Raw genomic sequence first — 20,285 nt, forward strand, 5'->3', positions numbered from 1 at the left:
AATTAAAAATACAATAGAAAGGTGAGAACAATGCTTGACCTATACTAAAACAACCGTGAAGGCAATTTCGTCGTAGTCCACGGTTGTTTTTTGTTGTCTATTATTTTGTAATGCTAGAATGCAAGAACAGTTAAAAGCCCCTAGTAAATTTAAATATGAAAGAGAAAAGGGATTTATCTTAAAAAGGTGAATTTTTCTTTCTACTGTCAAATATATAAAGCATATGGAGGGATTTAATGACGACAAGATTTCAACAAGCTTTTAATGGACTAGAGCGACCATTTGCCTGGCTTGACTTTGATGCACTAGATGAAAATATTAAATATGTTCAACAAGCATGTGGGCAGAAAAAAATACGCATTGCCACAAAATCAATTCGTTCGGTGGAGGTACTGCAATATGTACAGCAAAACCTTTCGAATGTAGTAGGCCTCATGACTTTTACTGCAGCAGAAACATTATTTTTACTTGAACAGCAATTTGAGGATGTGCTACTTGGCTATCCCATTATGGAAGAAATAGCAGTTCGCCAGCTTTTACAATTTGTGAAAGAAGGAAGAACGGTCACATTTATGGTGGATAGACATGAACATATAGCATTTCTACAGAAAATTGGGTCGGAGCTAGATATTAAAGTATCCATATGTATCGATATCAATTTGTCGACCGATTTTAAAGTGCTTTATTTTGGTACGAAGCGTTCTTCTCTTCATTCACTTGAGTTAATCACACCTTTCTTATTATATATAAAAGAGCAATCGCATATAGAAGTGGTAGGCGTCATGGGCTATGAAGCGCAAATTGCTGGTGTTGGCAATCGACCTGAAAACGCTATCAAAGGAAGATTAATAGATTTAATGCAAACACAAGCAAAAAAGCAAGTCACACAGTTTCGTAGATTAGCTATTGCGCATATTAAGGCATATTTTCCAAAATTACGTTTTGTTAATGGTGGTGGGACAGGCAGTATGACATATACAGCTATGCAGAAGGAAGTTACGGAAATCACAGTTGGTTCAGCATTTTATGCACCTGCGCTGTTTGATCAGTTTGCTCATTTACAGCTTGCCAAAGCAGCAGGCTTTGCACTTCGTGTTACGCGAAAACCAGCGCATCATATTGTGGTTTGTCATGGTGGGGGCTATCCGGCATCGGGAGCGATAGCTACTGATCGATATCCAGCATTTTATGAGCCTGCTTATTATTCATTTCTCGATTTAGAAGGAGCAGGAGAGGTGCAAACCCCTATTAAGGTGAAGGGCAAAACAATCTCAATTGGTGACACGATTTATTTTCGTCATGCAAAAGCCGGTGAGCTGTGTGAAAGATTTCAAGCACTCCATGCAATAAGGGGAGATAAATACGTAGGTAGCTTTGCAACATATAGGGGGGACGGTCAATGTTTTCTATAGAGAAGTGGAAAAGTGGAGAAAAATGGACGAATTGGGCGGGGAATATTATTTCGTATCCAAGTGAGAAGTATTTACCTCATTCTATAGAAGAAGTAGTCAACGTAGTGAAGCATGCACGAGATGCTAAGAAAACAATACGAGTAACTGGTGCGGCTCATTCTTTTAGTGCTGTTGCCATGCCTGAGCATATTGCACTTTCATTACATAATATGCGGGGGCTTATTTCAATTGATGCGGACAAACAAGAGGCCACTTTATGGGCAGGAACATATTTATATGAAATCGGTCCACAGCTTGCCACACATGGTTTTGGTCTAATCAATATGGGCGATATTCAAGAACAAACAATTGCAGGTGCAGTATCAACAGGTACACATGGGACAGGTGTTACGTTAGGCTCGCTATCGTCGGCAGTGACTCGCTGGTGCTTTGTCGATGGCAATGGAACATATCACGAACATAATAGAGGTGTTGATGATTTATCGGAAACGCTCCATGTCTCACTCGGGATGCTTGGTGTTCTTGTAAAAGTAACAATAAAAGTGGTACCGCTCTATAGCTTACATTATATTGGGGCGAGGGACACATTAACAAATGGGCTTGAGACATTCGCAAAAGATATTCGACAGCATCGTCATGTGGAGTGGTTTTACTTCCCTGGCAGTGAGACGATTCAAATTAAACGAATGAATGCACTGGCTCCTGTGTATCAGAGTCAATGGAGTAAATACGTAGAAAATATAAAACTACAAATAGTAGAAAATGGTGCGTTTTTTGCTATTTCTGAACTATGTAAGTGGAAGCCATCCTTAAGTAGTACGATGAGCAAATTAGCAGCTGCAAATGTAGTGGAGGCTGAGAAGATTGGTATAAGCTATGAAATTTTTCCTTCTCCTCGAAGTGTAAAATTCCAAGAGAGTGAGTATGCAATAGCATTACCGCAATTTGAAGCATGTATGGAGGAGATTCATGCAACGTTTAAAAAAGGACATTTGAATGTGCACTTTCCATTGGAATGTCGAACAACAGCTGGTGAATCTGGTTATTTAAGCCCTACTCAGGGACAGGAATCAGCTTTTATTGCATTTCATATGTATAAAGGCATGTCGGAAGAGCCTTATTTTAAATGGGTGCATATGCTTATGCAAAAATATCAAGGACGGCCACATTGGGGAAAACAAAGTCATTTGACTGCCTCACATGTTCATGCATTGTATCCAAATGTAGATAAATTTTTAGCAATCCGTGCACAATACGATCCTGAAAAAGTATTTTTCACACATTACCTAGAGCAATTATTCGTATTGTAAAATTCTGAATTTCGGAAATTTAGGTGCCAAACATAATGGAAAACAATAAGTACTTTTACAAATAATTCATTATGAATGTTGTTTATAATAAAAAAATTAAAATTTGAACGAAATGTCAAAATATTTATCAATTCGAGATAAAAGTGATGCTTAATCAGCATGTAAACGATTTCATATTTAGCAGAGTATTTGAATTTTTTAAACAATTCAAAAAACACTGTTGACTTAGCCTAGTTATTCGTACTATGATAACAACAATTTAATACGTTCGTTACAACAAAGTTGCCGAAAAGGCGTGATGCTAGTTAAAAACAAAATAGACAGAACATTTTGTATATAAAAACGAACATAGCAATAAATGAGGGGCGTTTAATATGAGAAGTGACATGATTAAAGTAGGCGTAGATCGTGCGCCGCATCGAAGTCTTTTATATGCAACAGGTAAAGTAAAAGCAAAAGATTTAGGTAAACCATTTATTGGGGTTTGTAACTCTTATATTGACATTATTCCAGGTCATGTTCATTTACGTACATTTGCTGATGTAGTGAAAGAAGCAATAATTGAAGCGGGTGGTATTCCATTCGAATTTAATACAATCGGTGTTGATGATGGTATTGCAATGGGGCATATTGGTATGCGCTACTCCTTACCTAGCCGTGAAATTATAGCAGATTCAGCAGAAACAGTTATTAATGCACACTGGTTTGATGGAGTATTTTACATTCCAAACTGTGACAAAATCACACCAGGGATGTTAATGGCAGCGGTCCGTACTAACGTACCATCGATTTTTGTATCTGGTGGTCCAATGGAGGCGGGAACATCTGCTACAGGAAAACAGCTTTCTTTAACTTCAGTATTTGAAGGTGTAGGGGCTCATAAATCAGGTAACATGTCAGCTGAAGAGCTGTTAGATATTGAAAATAATGCATGTCCAACATGTGGCTCATGTTCAGGAATGTTCACAGCGAACTCTATGAACTGTTTAATGGAAATGCTAGGTGTAGCACTTCCAGGTAACGGTACGATTGTAGCCACTTCTGAGGAGCGTCATAAACTTATTAAGGAAGCGGCTAAACAATTAGTGCGAATGGTTAAAGAAGACATCAAGCCGCGTGACATTATTACGAAAGAAGCAATTGACGATGCATTTGCACTAGATATGGCTATGGGTGGTTCTACAAATACGGTGCTTCATACATTAGCAATTGCAAATGAAGCAGAAATTGACTATAACATCGAAGATATTAATAAAGTTGCAGAGCGTGTACCTTATTTAGCGAAAATTATGCCAGCTTCAGATGTTTCAATGGATGATATTAATAAAGCTGGTGGCGTAAGTGCCATTATTAATGAATTAACATCTATTCCAGGTGCAATTCATCCGAATCGTCCTACTGTTGCAGGTGTAACAATGGGTGAACTAGTAAAAGATTATCAGATTACGAATGATCAAGTCATTCGTACAAAAGACAATCCATATAGTCCTGTCGGTGGTTTATCAGTATTATTTGGCAATATCGCACCAGATGGCTCTGTTATTAAAGTTGGTGCTGTAGATCCTTCTATTAAAGTATTTACAGGAGAAGCCATTGTCTTTGAATCACAAGAAGCAGCCCAAGAAAATATTGATAACGGTACTGTTAAGGAAGGCCATGTAGTCGTCATTCGTTATGAAGGACCAAAAGGTGGCCCAGGGATGCCAGAAATGTTAGCACCAACATCAGCAATTCAAGGTCGTGGTCTTGGTACCAAGGTGGCGTTAATTACTGATGGTCGTTTCTCAGGTGCATCTCGCGGTATTTCAATAGGGCATATTTCACCAGAAGCAGCAGAAGGCGGTCCAATCGCTTTAGTTGAAAATGGTGACATTATTACAATTGATTTACCGAATCGTACAATCAATTTAGAAGTATCCGATGAAGTATTAGCTGAACGCCGAGCAAAACTGCCCGTTTTTGAACCGAAAATTAAACGTGGCTGGTTAGCAAGGTATTCAAAATTAGTAACAAGCGCCTCAACGGGTGGCGTAATGAAAATTTAGCTAAAAAAATAAGTTAAAACGTTGATGAGGTTAAAGGTTCTAGAGCCTTGTATCTACCAGAGAGCCGGTCGTGCTGGAAGCCGGCGATACAACTAGATCCGACATCCCCTCGGAGTGAACTATTAAACGCGTAATCGCCATTAGATAGTTCCGGGCATAATCGAAGTGCTCGTTATTAATGAATAAATGATTTATGACACCGTATTGGATGTGAGGTTACTTGCATGGTCCATAAATGCTTTCATTTATTCGCGAGGTAGCAATTTTTATTGCTATAAACAAGGGTGGTACCATGAAAAGTCTTTTTCATCCCTACGCAAGGTAGTTATTTGCGTTCGGAGAAAAAGGCTTTTTATTTTTTTCAAAAAGAACAATAAATTACGTTTTCCAGCATCAATTTCTCAACCTTTTCAACGTTAAATCATTAAAGTGTTCATTAACTAGAACAGGTAGTCGTATGCTGTTGTGAATCGAAAGACAAGAAGGAGGCATATTTTGATGAGTGTGAATATTTCAATTAATGAAAAAGAACAATTGGCGTCAGAGGAAGTAGAACAAACTTTTCAAGCGAAAGACGGTGCAGACGTTTTAGTCCAAGCGCTACATGATCAGGGTGTAGAGATAATTTTTGGATATCCAGGTGGGGCAGTACTTCAAATTTACGATGCAATGTACAAAAACCCAATTCGTCATATTTTAACTCGTCACGAGCAAGGTGCCATTCACGCAGCTGAAGGCTATGCACGTGTATCGAATAAACCAGGAGTTGTTATTGCAACAAGTGGGCCAGGGGCAACGAACCTAGTAACAGGCATTGCGGATGCAATGATTGATTCGATTCCACTAGTTGTTTTCACAGGACAGGTAGCGACATCTGTTATTGGGACAGATGCATTCCAAGAGGCAGATATTATGGGCATTACAACACCTATTACAAAGCATAACTATCAAGTACAGGATGTTAATGACATTCCACGCATCGTGAAAGAAGCTTTCCATATTGCCAATACAGGCCGTAAAGGACCAGTTGTTGTGGATTTCCCGAAAAACGTCTCTCAAATGCTGTTTGATGTCGATAATCCACCGAAAGAACCAGAAGAAATCTATTTACCAGGCTATCAGCCAACATATAAGCCGAACTATTTACAAATTCAAAAGGCCATTCAAGCCATTTCATTAGCAAAAAATCCAGTAATTTTAGCAGGCGCTGGTGTACTATTTGCTGATGCACGTGAAGAATTAACAACATTCGCTGAAAAGTATCGAATTCCAGTGGCCAATACTTTATTAGGGCTAGGCTCAATCCATGGTGACCACGAATTATTTATTGGTATGGCAGGGATGCATGGGACGGTCACAGCGAATATCGCGATTACAAAATCCGATTTACTTTTAAATATCGGTGCTCGCTTTGATGACCGTTTGACAGGGAATTTAGCAACATTTGCACCAAACGCGACAATTGTCCATATCGATATTGATCCGGCTGAAATTGGTAAAAACGTACCAACGGATATTCCAATCGTTGCGGATGCGAAAGAGGCGTTAAAGTCATTATTGAAAAAGGACTTTGATGGTCCAGATACTGCGCAATGGCTAGAATTTTTAAGCAATCATGCAAATGAATATCCGCTTTGGTATACAAAAGAAGCTGGTGACTCAGAAGTTTTACCGCAGGAAGCGCTAGAGCTTGTGCATAAAATTACTGAAGGTGATGCCATTGTTACGACGGATGTCGGTCAGCATCAAATGTGGGCTGCACAATATTACCGCTTGAACAATGATCATGGATGGGTAACGTCTGGTGGACTTGGTACGATGGGCTTCGGCTTCCCAGCCGCAATTGGAGCCCAGTTTGCGAAGCCAGACAAAAAAGTTGTTTCGATTGTAGGCGATGCAGGATTCCAAATGACTGCACAAGAGCTTTCCTTATTACAAGAATTCAACTTACCAGTAAAAATTGTGATTTTAAATAACAGCTGTTTAGGAATGGTTCGCCAATGGCAACAAACTTTCTATGAAGAGCGTTATTCATCTTCACTTATGCCGATCCAGCCAGACTTTGTTAAATTAGCGGATGCATACGGCATTAAAGGCTATCGCATTAACACAATTGATGAAGCGGAAAGTATTTTCCGTGAGGCGCTTCTTAATGACGAGCCAGCGTTAATCGATTGCCGTGTAAAACAGCTTGAATGTGTATATCCAATGGTTGCACCAGGTAAAGGGTTACATGAAATGATTGGGGTGAAAAAGAATTGAAACGAGTAATTACCGTAACAGTGATTAATCAAAGTGGTGTACTAAACCGTGTAACAGGTTTACTTATGAAGCGTCAATTCAATATCGAATCGATCACAGTTGGTCATACAGAACAGCCAAACTTCTCTAAAATGACGTTTGTTGTAAACGTAGAAGATGAGCGGAAAATTGAACAACTTGTGAAGCAACTATCGAAGCAAATTGATGTGTTAAAGGTCAATGACATTACAGATAAATCTATCGTGCTTCGTGAGCTAGCGCTTGTGAAGGTTATTTCACCACCAAATTTACGTCTGGAAATGAACTCAATAGTTGAACCGTTCCGTCCACAAATTATTGATACAGCGAAAAACGTTGTGACATATCAAGTAGTAGGACATCCAGAAAAAATTGATGCCTTTATTGAGCTTATTCGCCCATATGGCATTAAAGAATTAACACGTACGGGTGCAACAGCATCTGTTCGTGAAACACAAAAAATCATGAATACACAGCTCTCTATTTTAAAATAGTTTGCATATAAAATGGAAACTTGTGATTTGAAATACTGAATAAGTAGTAATGATCACAAGCAAAAAAATAAACCCACTATTAGGAGGAAACAAACAATGGCTACTATGTACTATGAACAAAACATCAACGAGGACGTATTAAAAGGGAAAAAAATCGCAATTATCGGTTACGGATCACAAGGTCACGCACATGCATTAAACCTAAAAGAATCAGGTTTCGATGTAGTAGTAGGTGTTCGTCCAGGCGGATCTTTCGACGCAGCTAAGGCGGATGGCTTAGATGTTAAAACAGTTGCTGAAGCAGCGCAACAAGCAGATGTAATCCAAATCTTACTTCCAGATGAGCGTCAAAAAGCAGTTTATGAAGCTGAAATCGCGCCATATTTAGAAGCTGGTAAAGCACTTATGTTTGCGCATGGCTTCAATATTCACTTCGGTCAAATTACACCACCTGCAGATGTTGACGTATTTTTAGTAGCACCTAAAGGTCCAGGGCATCTAGTTCGTCGTCAATTCCAACAAGGTGCAGGTGTACCAGGTTTGTTCGCAATCCATCAAGATGCAACTGGTCAAGCAAAAGATTTAGCACTTGCTTACGGTAAAGGTATTGGTGCAGCACGTGGCGGCTTACTAGAAACGACATTCAAAGAAGAAACAGAAACAGATCTATTCGGTGAGCAAGCAGTACTTTGTGGTGGGGCAACACAATTAGTAAAAGCAGGCTTCGAAACATTAGTAGAGGCTGGTTACCAACCAGAACTTGCTTACTTCGAAACATTACACGAATTAAAATTAATCGTGGACTTAATGTTTGAAGGTGGTATGGCAACAATGCGTTACTCAGTATCTGATACAGCTGAGTGGGGTGATTATGTTGCGGGTCCACGTATCATTGATGAATCTGTAAAAGGTCGTATGAAGGAAGTACTAACAGATATCCAAGATGGTACATTTGCTCGTCGTTGGATTCAAGAAAATGAAAACGGTCGTCCTGACTATACAAAATTCAAAGAAGCTGGGGCTAACCACCAAATCGAAGAAGTTGGTGCTAAATTACGCGAAATGATGCCATTCATCAATGAAGGTAAGGAAAAAGTTGTGAGAGAAGTGGCGACTAGTGCGAAAAATTGATATTTTCGATACAACACTTCGCGATGGCGAACAATCTGCAGGTATTAACTTAAATACGGCAGAGAAAATTGAAATTGCTAAGCAACTTGAACGACTAGGTGTAACGATTATTGAAGCAGGTTTTCCTGCTTCATCACCTGGTGACTTTGAGGCGGTTAATCGGATTGCTGGTACTGTGAAAAACTCAATCGTTACAGGGCTAGCACGTTGTGTCCAAAAAGATATTGATACAACTTGGGATGCAATTAAAGTAGCAGAGCAACCACATATTCATATTTTTTTAGCAACCTCTCCAATTCATATGGAATACAAGCTAAAAAAATCACCAGATCAAGTAGTAGCGCAAGCAATTGAAGCAGTGAAATATGCGAAAAAATACTTCCCTCTTGTGCAATGGTCAGCAGAGGATGCTTTCCGCTCAGATCGCGCATTTTTAGTCCGAATTATGAATGAAGTCATTGCAGCAGGTGCGACGACGATTAATGTGCCTGATACTGTTGGCTATGCATCACCACAAGAATATGGGGCATTGTTTAAATTTTTACTAGAAAATGTGAAGGGTGCTGAAAAAGTTAAATTCTCAGCACATTGCCATGATGACTTAGGGATGGCGACAGCGAACACAATCGCAGCTATCGAAAACGGTGCATCACAAATAGAAGGAACAATTAATGGTATTGGAGAGCGTGCGGGGAATGTTGCCTTAGAAGAAATTGCGGTTGCGCTTCATATTCGTAAAGATATTTACCCAGTTGAAACAGGCATTAATCTACAAGAGATTAAGCGTACATCTCAACTAGTAAGTAAACTAACAAATGTCGTTATTCAGCCGAACAAAGCAATCGTTGGTAAAAATGCATTTGCACATGAGTCTGGTATTCACCAAGATGGCGTGCTAAAAAACCCTGAAACTTACGAAATTATATCGCCTGCATTAATAGGCGAAGGGGAAGTGCCACTTGTCCTTGGAAAACATTCTGGGCGTGCTGCCTTCCGTGATCGTGCCGTAACAATGGGCTTTACACTATCAGATGAAAAGCTAAACAAAGCCTTTACTGAGTTTAAACAGTTAGCAGATCGTAAAAAGGAAATTACGGAAGAAGATTTACTAACGCTACTTACGGAGCAACAAGTTCAAATTGAAGATGTGCCATTATTTGAACTGAAAATGGTCCAAGTGCAGTATGGTACTGAAAATATTCCGACTGCTACTGCAACTGTTGTGACACCAGAAGGACATTTGAAAAATGTAGTGGCAACGGGCTCAGGCTCAGTGGAAGCTATTTTTAATACATTAGAACAACTTGTTCCTGGTGACATCAATGTTATTGATTATCGTGTGAAATCTGTTGGTAAAGGAAGAGATGCCCTTGGTGAGGCTGTTATTAATATTCGATATGACGGTGTATCCACAACGGGACGGAACTCATCTCAAGATGTATTAGAAGCATCTGCGAAAGCGTATTTAAATGCGATTAATCGACATTTAATTCAAGTAAGTCTTCGAGCGCAAGGTCAATTAGTTTAATTGGAATTGGCTCTCATCTATATAAATAGGTGAGAGTTTTTCCTAAAATAGCGTAACCATACTCTATAAAAAGAAAGGTGTTTTATTAATGGAGAAAAAAATTACAGTACTACCTGGCGACGGAATTGGGCCAGAAGTGGTTGCGTCAGCTATACGTGTATTACAAGTAATCGGCAAACGATTTAACCATACCTTCCATTTAGGCTATGGAACGATTGGAGGCGCTGCTATCGATCAACACAATAATCCACTACCCGATGAAACAATTGAAATGTGTGAGGGCAGTGATGCTATTTTATTAGGAGCAGTAGGGGGTCCGAAATGGGACAATAACCCTCCAGAACTACGTCCAGAAAAAGGATTGTTACGTATCCGCAAGCACTTTGACTTATTCGCAAATTTACGTCCAGTAAAGGCGTTCCCGAGTTTACTAGATGCTTCACCTTTAAAACGTGAAGTAGCCGAAAACGTCGATTTAATGATCGTACGTGAACTTACAGGCGGCGTATACTTCGGGGAACCACGTATGCGTACTGAAAATGGCGCAATTGATACTACAGTATATTCAACAGCAGAAGTAGAGCGTATCGTTGAAAATGCCTTTGAATTAGCACGTTTACGTGGAGGCAAATTATGTTCTGTCGATAAAGCAAACGTACTTGAAACAAGCCGATTATGGCGTGAAGTTGTAGAAGCGAAGAAAAAGGATTATCCAGATGTGCAAGTTGAGCACAACTTAGTAGATTCAGTAGCAATGAAGTTAATTACAAACCCAGCTCACTATGATGTCGTTGTGACGGAAAACATGTTTGGAGATATTTTAAGTGATGAAGCATCTGTTATCACAGGGTCTCTTGGTGTTTTACCATCTGCATCTATCCGTGGTGATAATTTTGGGCTTTATGAACCGGTACACGGTTCAGCACCAGAAATCGCAGGGCAAGGTGTTGCTAATCCAGCAGCAACAATTCTTTCAGTTGCTATGATGTTACAATACTCTTTTGGCCTAGCAGAAGAAGCGGCTGAAATTGAACGTGCAGTTAGCGCTGTCTTTGATGATGGTTACTTTACAGCAGATCTTGCCCGTGATGGAGGACGCACACTATCAACAAATGAATGGACAGATAAAGTAATTAACGAAATTGATACTAGCTTTGTATCGGAAAGTATTATGACAACATACATTTAAGAAATAGGTGAAGACAATGGGAAAAAATATAATTGAAAAGATTTGGGATAAACATGTTGTTTATCAGGAAGAGGGCAAACCGGACCTGTTATATATTGATCTTCATTTGATTCATGAAGTAACTTCTCCGCAAGCATTTGAAGGCTTACGCATGAACGGACGTAAAGTGCGTCGTCCTGATTTAAGCTTTGCAACGATGGATCATAACGTTCCAACGAAAAATTTACCGACGATCAATGACCCTATTGCACGCAATCAGATTGAAACACTAGCGAAAAATGCGGCTGAATTCGGCATTGAACTTGCTGGTATGGGTCACCCTGATCAAGGAATTGTCCACGTTATTGGACCAGAATTAGGGTTAACACAACCTGGTAAAACAATCGTTTGTGGTGATTCGCATACATCTACACACGGTGCATTTGGAGCGATTGCATTTGGTATCGGTACATCTGAAGTAGAACATGTTATGTCCACACAAACGTTATGGCAAAATAAGCCTAAAACAATGGAAATCCGAGTTGAAGGAGAACTACCATTTGGTGTTGCGGCAAAGGATATTATTTTAGCAATTATCTCGAAATTCGGTATTGGCGTTGGTACAGGACATATTGTGGAATTCACTGGAGAGGCAATCCACAAACTGACAATGGAAGAACGAATGACAATCTGTAATATGTCAATCGAAGCAGGAGCAAAGGCTGGTCTTGTATCACCAGACCAAATTACAGTAGATTATATTCGCGGTCGTAAATATGCACCACAAGGTGAAAAATTTGAAGAAGCTACAGCATATTGGCTAAGTTTAGCATCAGATGAGGATGCTACATATGATGAAGTTCGCATTATTAAAGCTGAAGAAATTGAGCCAATCATTACTTGGGGAACAAATCCTTCAATGGGTTCAGGCGTATCGCAAAATATTCCGACGCAGGCAGATTATAAGGATGAGTCTGACAAAGCGGCACTTCGTAAAGCGCTTGAATATATGGGCTTAGAAGAAGGGCAGCCATTAACATCCATCGATATCCAATACGTATTCATTGGCTCATGCACGAACTCACGGTTAAGTGATTTACGTGCTGCGGCAAACGTTATTCAAGGCCGTAAAGTCCATGAAAACGTTACAGCAATCGTTGTGCCAGGTTCCCATTCAACGAAAAAACAAGCTGAGGATGAAGGGTTGGATAAAATTTTCATCGATGCTGGTTTTGAATGGCGCGAATCAGGTTGCTCGATGTGCTTGGCAATGAATGATGATGTTGTACCAGCTGGAAAACGCTGTGCATCAACATCAAACCGTAATTTCGAAGGTCGACAAGGTGCAGGCGCGCGCACGCATTTAGTATCACCGCCAATGGCAGCGGCAGCAGCGATTGCCGGACATTTCGTTGATGTACGGGAATTCGTGAAGGAAACTGTGTAAAAGCTAAATTTACACGGAAGGGATGATTGAAATGGAACCAATTAATATTGTAAATAGTGTTATTACACCACTTGATCGTAAAAATGTTGATACAGATCAAATTATATCGAAAGAATTTTTAAAACGAATTGAACGTACAGGCTTTGGTCAATATTTGTTTTATCACTGGCGCTTTGATGCACAAGGAAATGAAGTGCAAGACTTTGTCTTAAATAAAGCTGAATTTAAAAACTCTAAAATTCTAGTTGCCCAAGATAATTTTGGTTGTGGCTCTTCTCGTGAGCATGCACCATGGGCCATTTTAGATTATGGCTTTAATGTAGTCATTGCACCATCGTTTGCAGACATTTTCCATAATAACTGCTTTAAAAATGGTATTTTACCAATTAAGCTAACAGAAGCAGAGTGCGACGAAATTTTAGAAAAAGGTTTAACAAAGCCTTATCATGTTGAAGTAAATTTAGAAGCACAAACTGTAACGGGCGAAGATGGTAAAGTTTATACATTTACTATCGACTCGTATTATAAAGAAACATTATTAAATGGCTGGGATGAAATTGCCCTAACAATTAAGTATGAAGATCAAATTGCTGCATATGAAGCGCAGCGTGTAGCCTACTAATTAAATGGTACAGATAAAAAGTGTTAGATTGACTGCGAGCAATCTAACACTTTTTTTGCTGGAAACATTGCTGTCAGTTATAGCGAATATTTGCCATCACCGATACAATTGGTGGAATCGCCGATACATGGCGAGAAAGAGCCGATAAAACGAGTAGAATCGCCGATACATGGCAACAAATCGCCGATAAAACGTGTGAAATCGCCGCTACAACGTAACACTGCTAACAAGTAAGTCTTTGTCTTTCTATTGTTGACTCTGTAAAATGGTAAGGAAGATTGGAAAGGATGATGCAGATGATAACCGTAATTGGTAGTTTGAATATGGATTTAGTAATACAAATGGCAAATTTTCCTCAGCAAGGAGAAACAGTACTTGGTGAAGCATTTCGAACGAGCCCAGGTGGAAAAGGTGCGAATCAGGCAATTGCCGCTGCACGTTTAGGCAGTGAAGTATCAATGGTTGGTTGCGTAGGCAATGATGACTTTGGTAATACATTGCGAACAGTTTTAGAGCAGGAGCATGTAAATACGAATACGCTTATGTCAGCTTCAGAGCCTACGGGTGTAGCTAATATTTTAGTTCATCATCATGATAATCGCATTATTGTTGTACCAGGTGCAAATTATAAGTTGAATCCGTCCCATTTAGATGCAGTTAAAGACGTGATAGAACAGAGCAAAATCGTAATTTTACAGCTGGAAATTCCAAAAGAAACGACGGCATATGCATTGGAATTATGTAAAGATGCTAATGTGCCAGTATTATTAAACCCAGCACCAGCAGCCAATTTTGATATGCAATGGATGGAGGATATCACATACATTACACCGAATGAAATAGAGTGTGCCCAGTTATTTGGAGACAATATTGACAGTATACTAGAAAAATATCCGAATAAGATGATTGTTACATTAGGAAGTGATGGTGCGCGTTACTTTGATGGAGAATATCCTATACATGTGCCTGGCTATATGACAAAAGCAGTAGATACAACAGGAGCAGGCGACACATTTAACGGTGCACTTGCTTATGCATTAACAGAGGGGCAATCTTTGGATGAAGCTGTTTATTTTGCAAATATAGCGGCATCACTTTCTGTGGAGAAATTAGGCGCACAAGGCGGTATGCCAACACTTAGCCAAGTGTATGCGCGAATGGCGGGTTTTGACGAATAGACAAGATAGCACTTAAAATTGAGCTTTTAATGCATTAGTTGTTAGCGAGAAAATTCTCATTGCATTTACCTATTTGTGCAATAAATAAAGAAAATAAAGAAAAACAACTAAGAACTAAATCCTATTTGTGACAACCCGAACTAAGTAGTTTGTCCTTTTTTGTTATTAATTTTCAACTATGTATAAGAATTAGAATAGTTTCATTTATAATGAAACTATAGATACATAGGAAAGAGGTTTTGAGGATGACGAATATTGACACTACGCCAATCGACTATACAGCCTCAGCGAATAATATTTTGCCACAGTTTGTGGATCGTTTACGTCAACTGCACAGCATTATTGTACAAAATACATATGTAAAAGATACAGCTAAGCACTTAAATCGTATAATCCAAGATGCAAACAATGAAACAATGGTACTTATAGTCGGGAAAGAGCGGGTAGGAAAAACAACACTTGTGAACGGACTTCTTGGTCGTTCTATTTTACCTGTTAGCGATCAAAATCCGACAGGGGTTAATACGTTTTTACGTTACGGTGAAAATGAGGAAGTAAAAGCTTATTTCTTAGATGGTATGGTGGCAATATTTGATATGAGTAAGCTAGAATTACTCACTACTGGAGATACTTTTGCATCACAAATTTTACGTGAACATTTAGATTATCTAGAAGTATATATAAAACATGATTTATTGAAATCTGTTACAATTATCGACTCTGTGTCTTTAGAAGCAGGCGGGGGAGAAATGGCCTATTTCTCTGAATCTTTAATAAATCGTGTGGATGAAATTTTCTGGGTGCTACGCTCGCAGTCAATGGCAATCGATGCAGAAATTTTATTAATGGAAGCTTTAAAAAATAAAGGGGTCGTCCCTCTTTGTATTGTAAATGCAATCGATAAAGATAATAATACAGAGGCGTTTATAAGTTCTGAAAAAGAACGAATTGGTCATTTAATTAGCGACTTTGTTCCTGTTTCGGCAGTAAATGCACTTGAAGCACAACGAACTGAAAATAAAGAATTATGGCATCAAAGTCAATATGATCATTTAATTGCGCAAATTCAACGGGTTGCGATGAATAGTGATAAAAAAACGTACGCTATTATTATTCGTTTTTTACAATGGCTAGAACGTTTCCGTTTCGAATTAACAGTTATACCACAACGTGATCCATTCCAATCAGCCGTTGAAAATATAGAAAAGGTCGCGGGAGATTCACAATATGAATTTTCACGTTATCAGCGTGATTTAGCGATTGTACAAGAATACGAACAAGAATATGGACAAGTAGCAAATGTATTCAAAAATGTACAAACGTTGTATCAGCTCTTACAAACGATTTCTCAAAATGATTATTTACAAGATGATTACGTAGAACAGTTTACTGAAAAGGCAATAGTCTACCAACAAGCTTTACGTGAATATCGAAATATGCACAACGAATATATGCGAGAATATGAGCGCTTAGATGCGCAACATAAAAAAATTCATGGCAAAGGACTCATGAAAGCCATCTTTGGCCAACATACCCAAAATGAATTTTTCAAAGAGCGTGTTTTACGCTTAAATGAACAGCAAGAAGAATGTGTTTCTCAATATGCGAAAGTACGTGAAGCGGAAGCCTCAATTATGGACGAAATGCAAACAGTTCAAAGCTATTTGATTGGGTTATCGAAACAGCGTCTAGCTCGAATAGAAAAAAGAGTTAAAGAGCTTAACCAACAACGTGCCAAAGAAAAAAAGCAACTAAAATTATATGCGGCTAAATTAAATGAGTTTTCATGTTTAATTGAAGCACAAGGATTTATTAAAGATAATATCCAACCATTCCTAATGGGGGATAGTATGCCACTTCGCATAAAAGATCAACAAATGCTGAAAGAAACAATCGACAGTATTATTGATATAGATTTATCAAAAAATGGCTTACTTGCTAGAAGTCAGATGAACAATAAAATGGAAAGTATAGAGATTCCTTTTGAGGTTCACAGTAAATACCCTCTACAAGAATTACGCCTTGCAGAGACGGATGTTAAATCCAACGATATTCCAGCAATACCAAATAAATTAGAAATTCAATATGAAGCATAGTATTTGTTAAGTCAAAGTCCTAAAAGTGATGGATTCTTTTAGGGCTTTGTTTTATTTACCTATGATTAATTTGAGTATGAAAGGAAACAACTTCAATTTTAGCTTGCAGCTTAACTAGATACATCCTATTAACATTCTTCTAATGATGATATAAAATAGGCATACAAAGATGAAGTGGGTGGTTTTTTGGTTTCTTCTAAAGATGTAGCAAGGTTTGCGGGTGTCTCACAGACAACTGTTTCTCGAGTATTAAATACTCCTGAACTAGTTAAACCGAAAACAATAAAAAAAGTGATGGAGGCAATTGAAGAATTAAACTATATACCAAATGATATTGCAAGATCACTTGTACAACAAAAGACAGGGATTATTACGTTAATTTCTGGTCCTTTGCATAATCCCTTTTTTGTTGATACAACAACAGCAATAGTTAATTTTGCTAATGCGAGGGGTTATAAGGTAAATGTACATTTTGGAACGGAAGAAAATTTACATACAATTTATAATTCCGTATTAGAAACGAAAGTTGATGCGATTATATTATCTTCTATCGGATATACAGATCCATTATTTTATAAGCTCGAAAAATTAGATATCCCCTTTATTATGTTTAACCGTAAACATAAAGAAAATAAGCATTTTGTTGAAATTGATAATGTGGAGGCTGGTTATTTAGCGACTAACCATATGTTGTCTTTGGGGCATAGGGATCTTTGCTGGATTGGTGGACCACATGAAATGAGCACTTTCTATGGAAGGTATGAGGGCTTCAAAAGAGCGTTAGCAGAAGCAGAAATAGATGCAAATATCGTGCCAGTATTTTTTACAAATACGAGCAAAGATGATATAAAAAGAGTATTTGAAGAACTATTGCTTCTTAATCCAAGACCGTCAGCGATTTGTGCAGCTACAGATGCAATTGCTATTGAAATTCTTAACCAATGTTTGGAGCAGGGATTCACTATTCCTAACGATTTTAATGTGATTGGTATTGATAATGTGGAGTTAAGTAAACACCATTCAATATCCTTGACTACAGTAGGCATCGAATCGGAAAAAAATCTAGGATTTCTAGCGATTGAAAAATTATTTGATGTAATGGAGAAAAAAAGTGCTTGCATCCAGCAAACGGAATCTGTTAAACTTTTCCCAAGAAACACCACAGGTAAAAAATGAACTGATATTTGTCAGTTTATTTTTTTACCTCATAAATGGTTACGTATTCATTTCTTTATTTTCTGAAATGAATACGTAACCATAAAGAAATGGAAGGTGAAGAGTTGAAGAAAGAATTATTGATAAACGGCGAATGGCGTATGACTGAGGCGTATACGGATGTGTATGCCCCGTATTCAAAAGAATTAATTGCTAAATTCGCTATGGCAAGTAAGGATGACGTGCAAAATGCAATAGAATCTGCACAGCAAGCAACTTCAAAAATGGCATCTTTAACAGCATTCCAGAGAGCACAAATTTTAGAACAATTATCGAATTTATTTGCAGATCATCGAGAAGAAGCCGCATCAATCATTGCCTTAGAATCAGCGAAGCCACTAAAGTATGCAATTGCAGAAATAGACCGAACAATTGAAACATATAAGTTTGCTGCAGAAGAAGCAAAGCGCTTTGCAGGAGAGTTGATTCCGATGGACGCTTCAAAAGGTGGAGAAGGACGGTTTGCTTATACTCTCCGAGAACCAATTGGGGTTATAGCGGCCATAACACCGTTTAATTTTCCTCAAAATCTTGTCGCACATAAAGTAGGACCTGCATTAGCAGCAGGAAATACAATTGTTTTAAAACCAGCAACACAAACGGCCCTATCCGCACATTTTTTAGCGAAACTACTAGCTAAAACAGATTTGCCAGCAGGTGCTTTTAATTTAGTTACGGGGCAAGGAAAACTCATTGGAGATACGTTTTTAGCCCATCCACAGGTAAAAATGATTACATTTACAGGCAGTCCTGCAGTAGGAATATCACTTCGTAATCGAGCTGGTTTGAAAAAGGTGACGTTAGAACTTGGCTCCAATGCAGGCGTTATTGTTGATGAAGGTGTTCAATTAGATAAAATTATGGATCGCATTGTTATGGGAGCGTTTTCAAACCAAGGTCAAGTATGTATTTCACTACAACGAATCTATGTCATGGAAAATGTAATTGACCCATTTTTAGAACAATTAACAGCAAAAATTAATCAACTAACCTTAGGAAATCCACTTCATCCAACGACAGATCTTACAACGATGATTTCAGAAACGGAGCAACAACGAGCACTTACATGGATTCAAGAAGCTGTGAGGAATGGGGCACAAATAATTACTGGAGGTCGTATTGAGAACAATATTTTATTGCCTACAGTGCTTTACAATGTATCCTCTAATAGCCGTGTTTCATGTGAAGAAATTTTTGCTCCAGTAGTGATTGTCAACACAGTGTCTACAATAGATGAAGCAATCGAAGCCATAAATGATTCTCATTACGGGTTACAAGCTGGCATTTTTACACCAACTATCGAAACGGCATTTAGAGCATCGAAAAAATTACAAGTAGGTGGTGTCATCATTAATGATGTTCCTACATATCGTGTAGATCATATGCCATATGGTGGAGTAAAAGATAGCGGGACAGGAAAAGAAGGAATTAAATATGCAATAGAAGAAATGACTGAGATGAAACTAGTTATTTGGAATAACAACTAATCATGGAATGGGGATGTATGTAAATGAAGATGATAAATCAACACGCTAAGCTATTTGTTATGGATAATGGCACGATGCGAATGGATAAAAATTATATGATCGCGATGCATAATCCGGCAACAATCGATCACCCAAATCAACCAAATGAATTTGTTGAATTCCCAGTGTATACAGTTTTAATTGATCATCCAGAAGGGAAAATTTTATTTGATACAGCATGTAATCCGAACTCAATGGGACCTGAAGGACGCTGGGGAGAATTTACACAAAAAGCTTTTCCTATTAATATGCCAGAAGAATGCTATTTACACCATCGTCTTGAAGAATTAAATGTTCGCCCAGAAGATATTAAATATGTTGTAGCTTCACATCTTCATTTAGATCATGCAGGTTGTTTAGAATTATTTACGAATGCTACGATTATTGTGCAGGAAGATGAATTTAATGGCACATTACAAACTTACGCTAAAAATGTTAAGGATGGCGCATATGTTTGGGGTGATATTGATATGTGGATTAAAAACAACTTACAGTGGCGACTCATCAAACGTGGTGAGGATAATGTAAAACTTGCAGAAGGCATTAATATATTGAATTTTGGAAGCGGTCACGCTTGGGGGATGCTTGGCTTGCATATTCATATGCCAGACACAGGGGGAATAATTTTAGCATCTGATGCTATATACACAGCAGAAAGCTTTGGCCCTCCTGTTAAGCCACCTGGTATTATTTATGATTCAGTCGGCTATAATTCAACAGTTGAACGAATTCGACGATTAGCAAATGAGACAAATTCACAAGTTTGGTTTGGTCATGATCCTGTGCAATTTAAATCATTTAGAAAATCAACAGAGGGCTATTATGAATAGATA

General features: G+C 38.4%; 15 protein-coding genes. All 15 read left to right on the forward strand.

The window, feature by feature from the left end:
- The first annotated feature begins 236 nt into the window (after positions 1-236).
- Positions 237-1,412, forward strand: a complete 1,176-nt coding sequence (locus tag ACIQ1H_RS03960) for an amino acid deaminase/aldolase (protein WP_402886672.1) — start codon at positions 237-239, stop codon at positions 1,410-1,412.
- Positions 1,400-2,722: a D-arabinono-1,4-lactone oxidase gene (locus ACIQ1H_RS03965; RefSeq protein WP_402886674.1), complete on the forward strand. Its 1,323-nt coding sequence runs from the start codon at positions 1,400-1,402 to the stop codon at positions 2,720-2,722. The genes ACIQ1H_RS03960 and ACIQ1H_RS03965 overlap by 13 nt, the downstream gene beginning before the upstream one ends.
- A 374-nt stretch (positions 2,723-3,096) precedes the next feature.
- The gene (gene ilvD / locus ACIQ1H_RS03970) at positions 3,097-4,767 is read left to right on the forward strand and encodes a dihydroxy-acid dehydratase (RefSeq protein ID WP_173478927.1); all 1,671 of its coding nucleotides are present in this window, start codon (positions 3,097-3,099) and stop codon (positions 4,765-4,767) included.
- A 498-nt stretch (positions 4,768-5,265) separates the two neighbouring features.
- Positions 5,266-7,029 (forward strand): biosynthetic-type acetolactate synthase large subunit, encoded by a 1,764-nt coding sequence (gene ilvB, locus ACIQ1H_RS03975; protein WP_402886676.1) that lies wholly within the window; start codon positions 5,266-5,268, stop codon positions 7,027-7,029.
- Positions 7,026-7,541, forward strand: coding sequence for an acetolactate synthase small subunit (ilvN, locus tag ACIQ1H_RS03980; RefSeq protein ID WP_173478925.1), 516 nt, complete (start codon positions 7,026-7,028; stop codon positions 7,539-7,541). Before ilvB ends, ilvN begins: the two co-directional genes overlap by 4 nt.
- Positions 7,542-7,637: 96 nt before the next feature.
- Positions 7,638-8,672 (forward strand): ketol-acid reductoisomerase, encoded by a 1,035-nt coding sequence (gene ilvC / locus ACIQ1H_RS03985; protein WP_173478924.1) that lies wholly within the window; start codon positions 7,638-7,640, stop codon positions 8,670-8,672.
- Positions 8,659-10,200, forward strand: a complete 1,542-nt coding sequence (locus tag ACIQ1H_RS03990; protein ID WP_402886678.1) for a 2-isopropylmalate synthase — start codon at positions 8,659-8,661, stop codon at positions 10,198-10,200. Before ilvC ends, ACIQ1H_RS03990 begins: the two co-directional genes overlap by 14 nt.
- 88 nt (positions 10,201-10,288) lie before the next feature.
- A complete protein-coding gene (gene leuB / locus ACIQ1H_RS03995; RefSeq protein WP_173478922.1) occupies positions 10,289-11,389 on the forward strand; it encodes a 3-isopropylmalate dehydrogenase in 1,101 nt (366 codons plus the stop codon).
- Positions 11,390-11,405: 16 nt separating this feature from the next.
- Positions 11,406-12,815 carry a 3-isopropylmalate dehydratase large subunit gene (gene leuC / locus ACIQ1H_RS04000; RefSeq protein WP_402886680.1) on the forward strand — a complete coding sequence of 470 codons (1,410 nt, stop codon included), beginning with the start codon at positions 11,406-11,408 and terminating at the stop codon, positions 12,813-12,815.
- A gap of 31 nt (positions 12,816-12,846) precedes the next feature.
- The gene (leuD, locus tag ACIQ1H_RS04005) at positions 12,847-13,437 is read left to right on the forward strand and encodes a 3-isopropylmalate dehydratase small subunit (RefSeq protein ID WP_402886682.1); all 591 of its coding nucleotides are present in this window, start codon (positions 12,847-12,849) and stop codon (positions 13,435-13,437) included.
- Between the two features lie 296 nt (positions 13,438-13,733).
- Positions 13,734-14,615 carry a ribokinase gene (gene rbsK / locus ACIQ1H_RS04010; RefSeq protein WP_402888543.1) on the forward strand — a complete coding sequence of 294 codons (882 nt, stop codon included), beginning with the start codon at positions 13,734-13,736 and terminating at the stop codon, positions 14,613-14,615.
- Positions 14,616-14,860: 245 nt separating this feature from the next.
- Complete coding sequence (locus tag ACIQ1H_RS04015) at positions 14,861-16,711, forward strand: dynamin family protein (protein ID WP_402886684.1); 1,851 nt, start codon at positions 14,861-14,863, stop codon at positions 16,709-16,711.
- 186 nt (positions 16,712-16,897) lie between these two features.
- The gene (locus tag ACIQ1H_RS04020) at positions 16,898-17,887 is read left to right on the forward strand and encodes a LacI family DNA-binding transcriptional regulator (RefSeq protein ID WP_402886686.1); all 990 of its coding nucleotides are present in this window, start codon (positions 16,898-16,900) and stop codon (positions 17,885-17,887) included.
- A gap of 104 nt (positions 17,888-17,991) precedes the next feature.
- Entirely contained in the window at positions 17,992-19,413 is a 1,422-nt protein-coding gene (locus tag ACIQ1H_RS04025) for an aldehyde dehydrogenase family protein (protein WP_402886687.1), read from the forward strand.
- Positions 19,414-19,436: 23 nt separating this feature from the next.
- Positions 19,437-20,282 (forward strand): AhlS family quorum-quenching N-acyl homoserine lactonase, encoded by an 846-nt coding sequence (gene ahlS, locus ACIQ1H_RS04030; RefSeq protein ID WP_402886689.1) that lies wholly within the window; start codon positions 19,437-19,439, stop codon positions 20,280-20,282.
- Positions 20,283-20,285 lie beyond the last annotated feature (3 nt).

Origin of the sequence: Lysinibacillus sp. NPDC097279 (assembly GCF_044761745.1) — a bacterium.
In the GTDB taxonomy this organism is placed as follows: Bacteria; Bacillota; Bacilli; order Bacillales_A; family Planococcaceae; genus Lysinibacillus.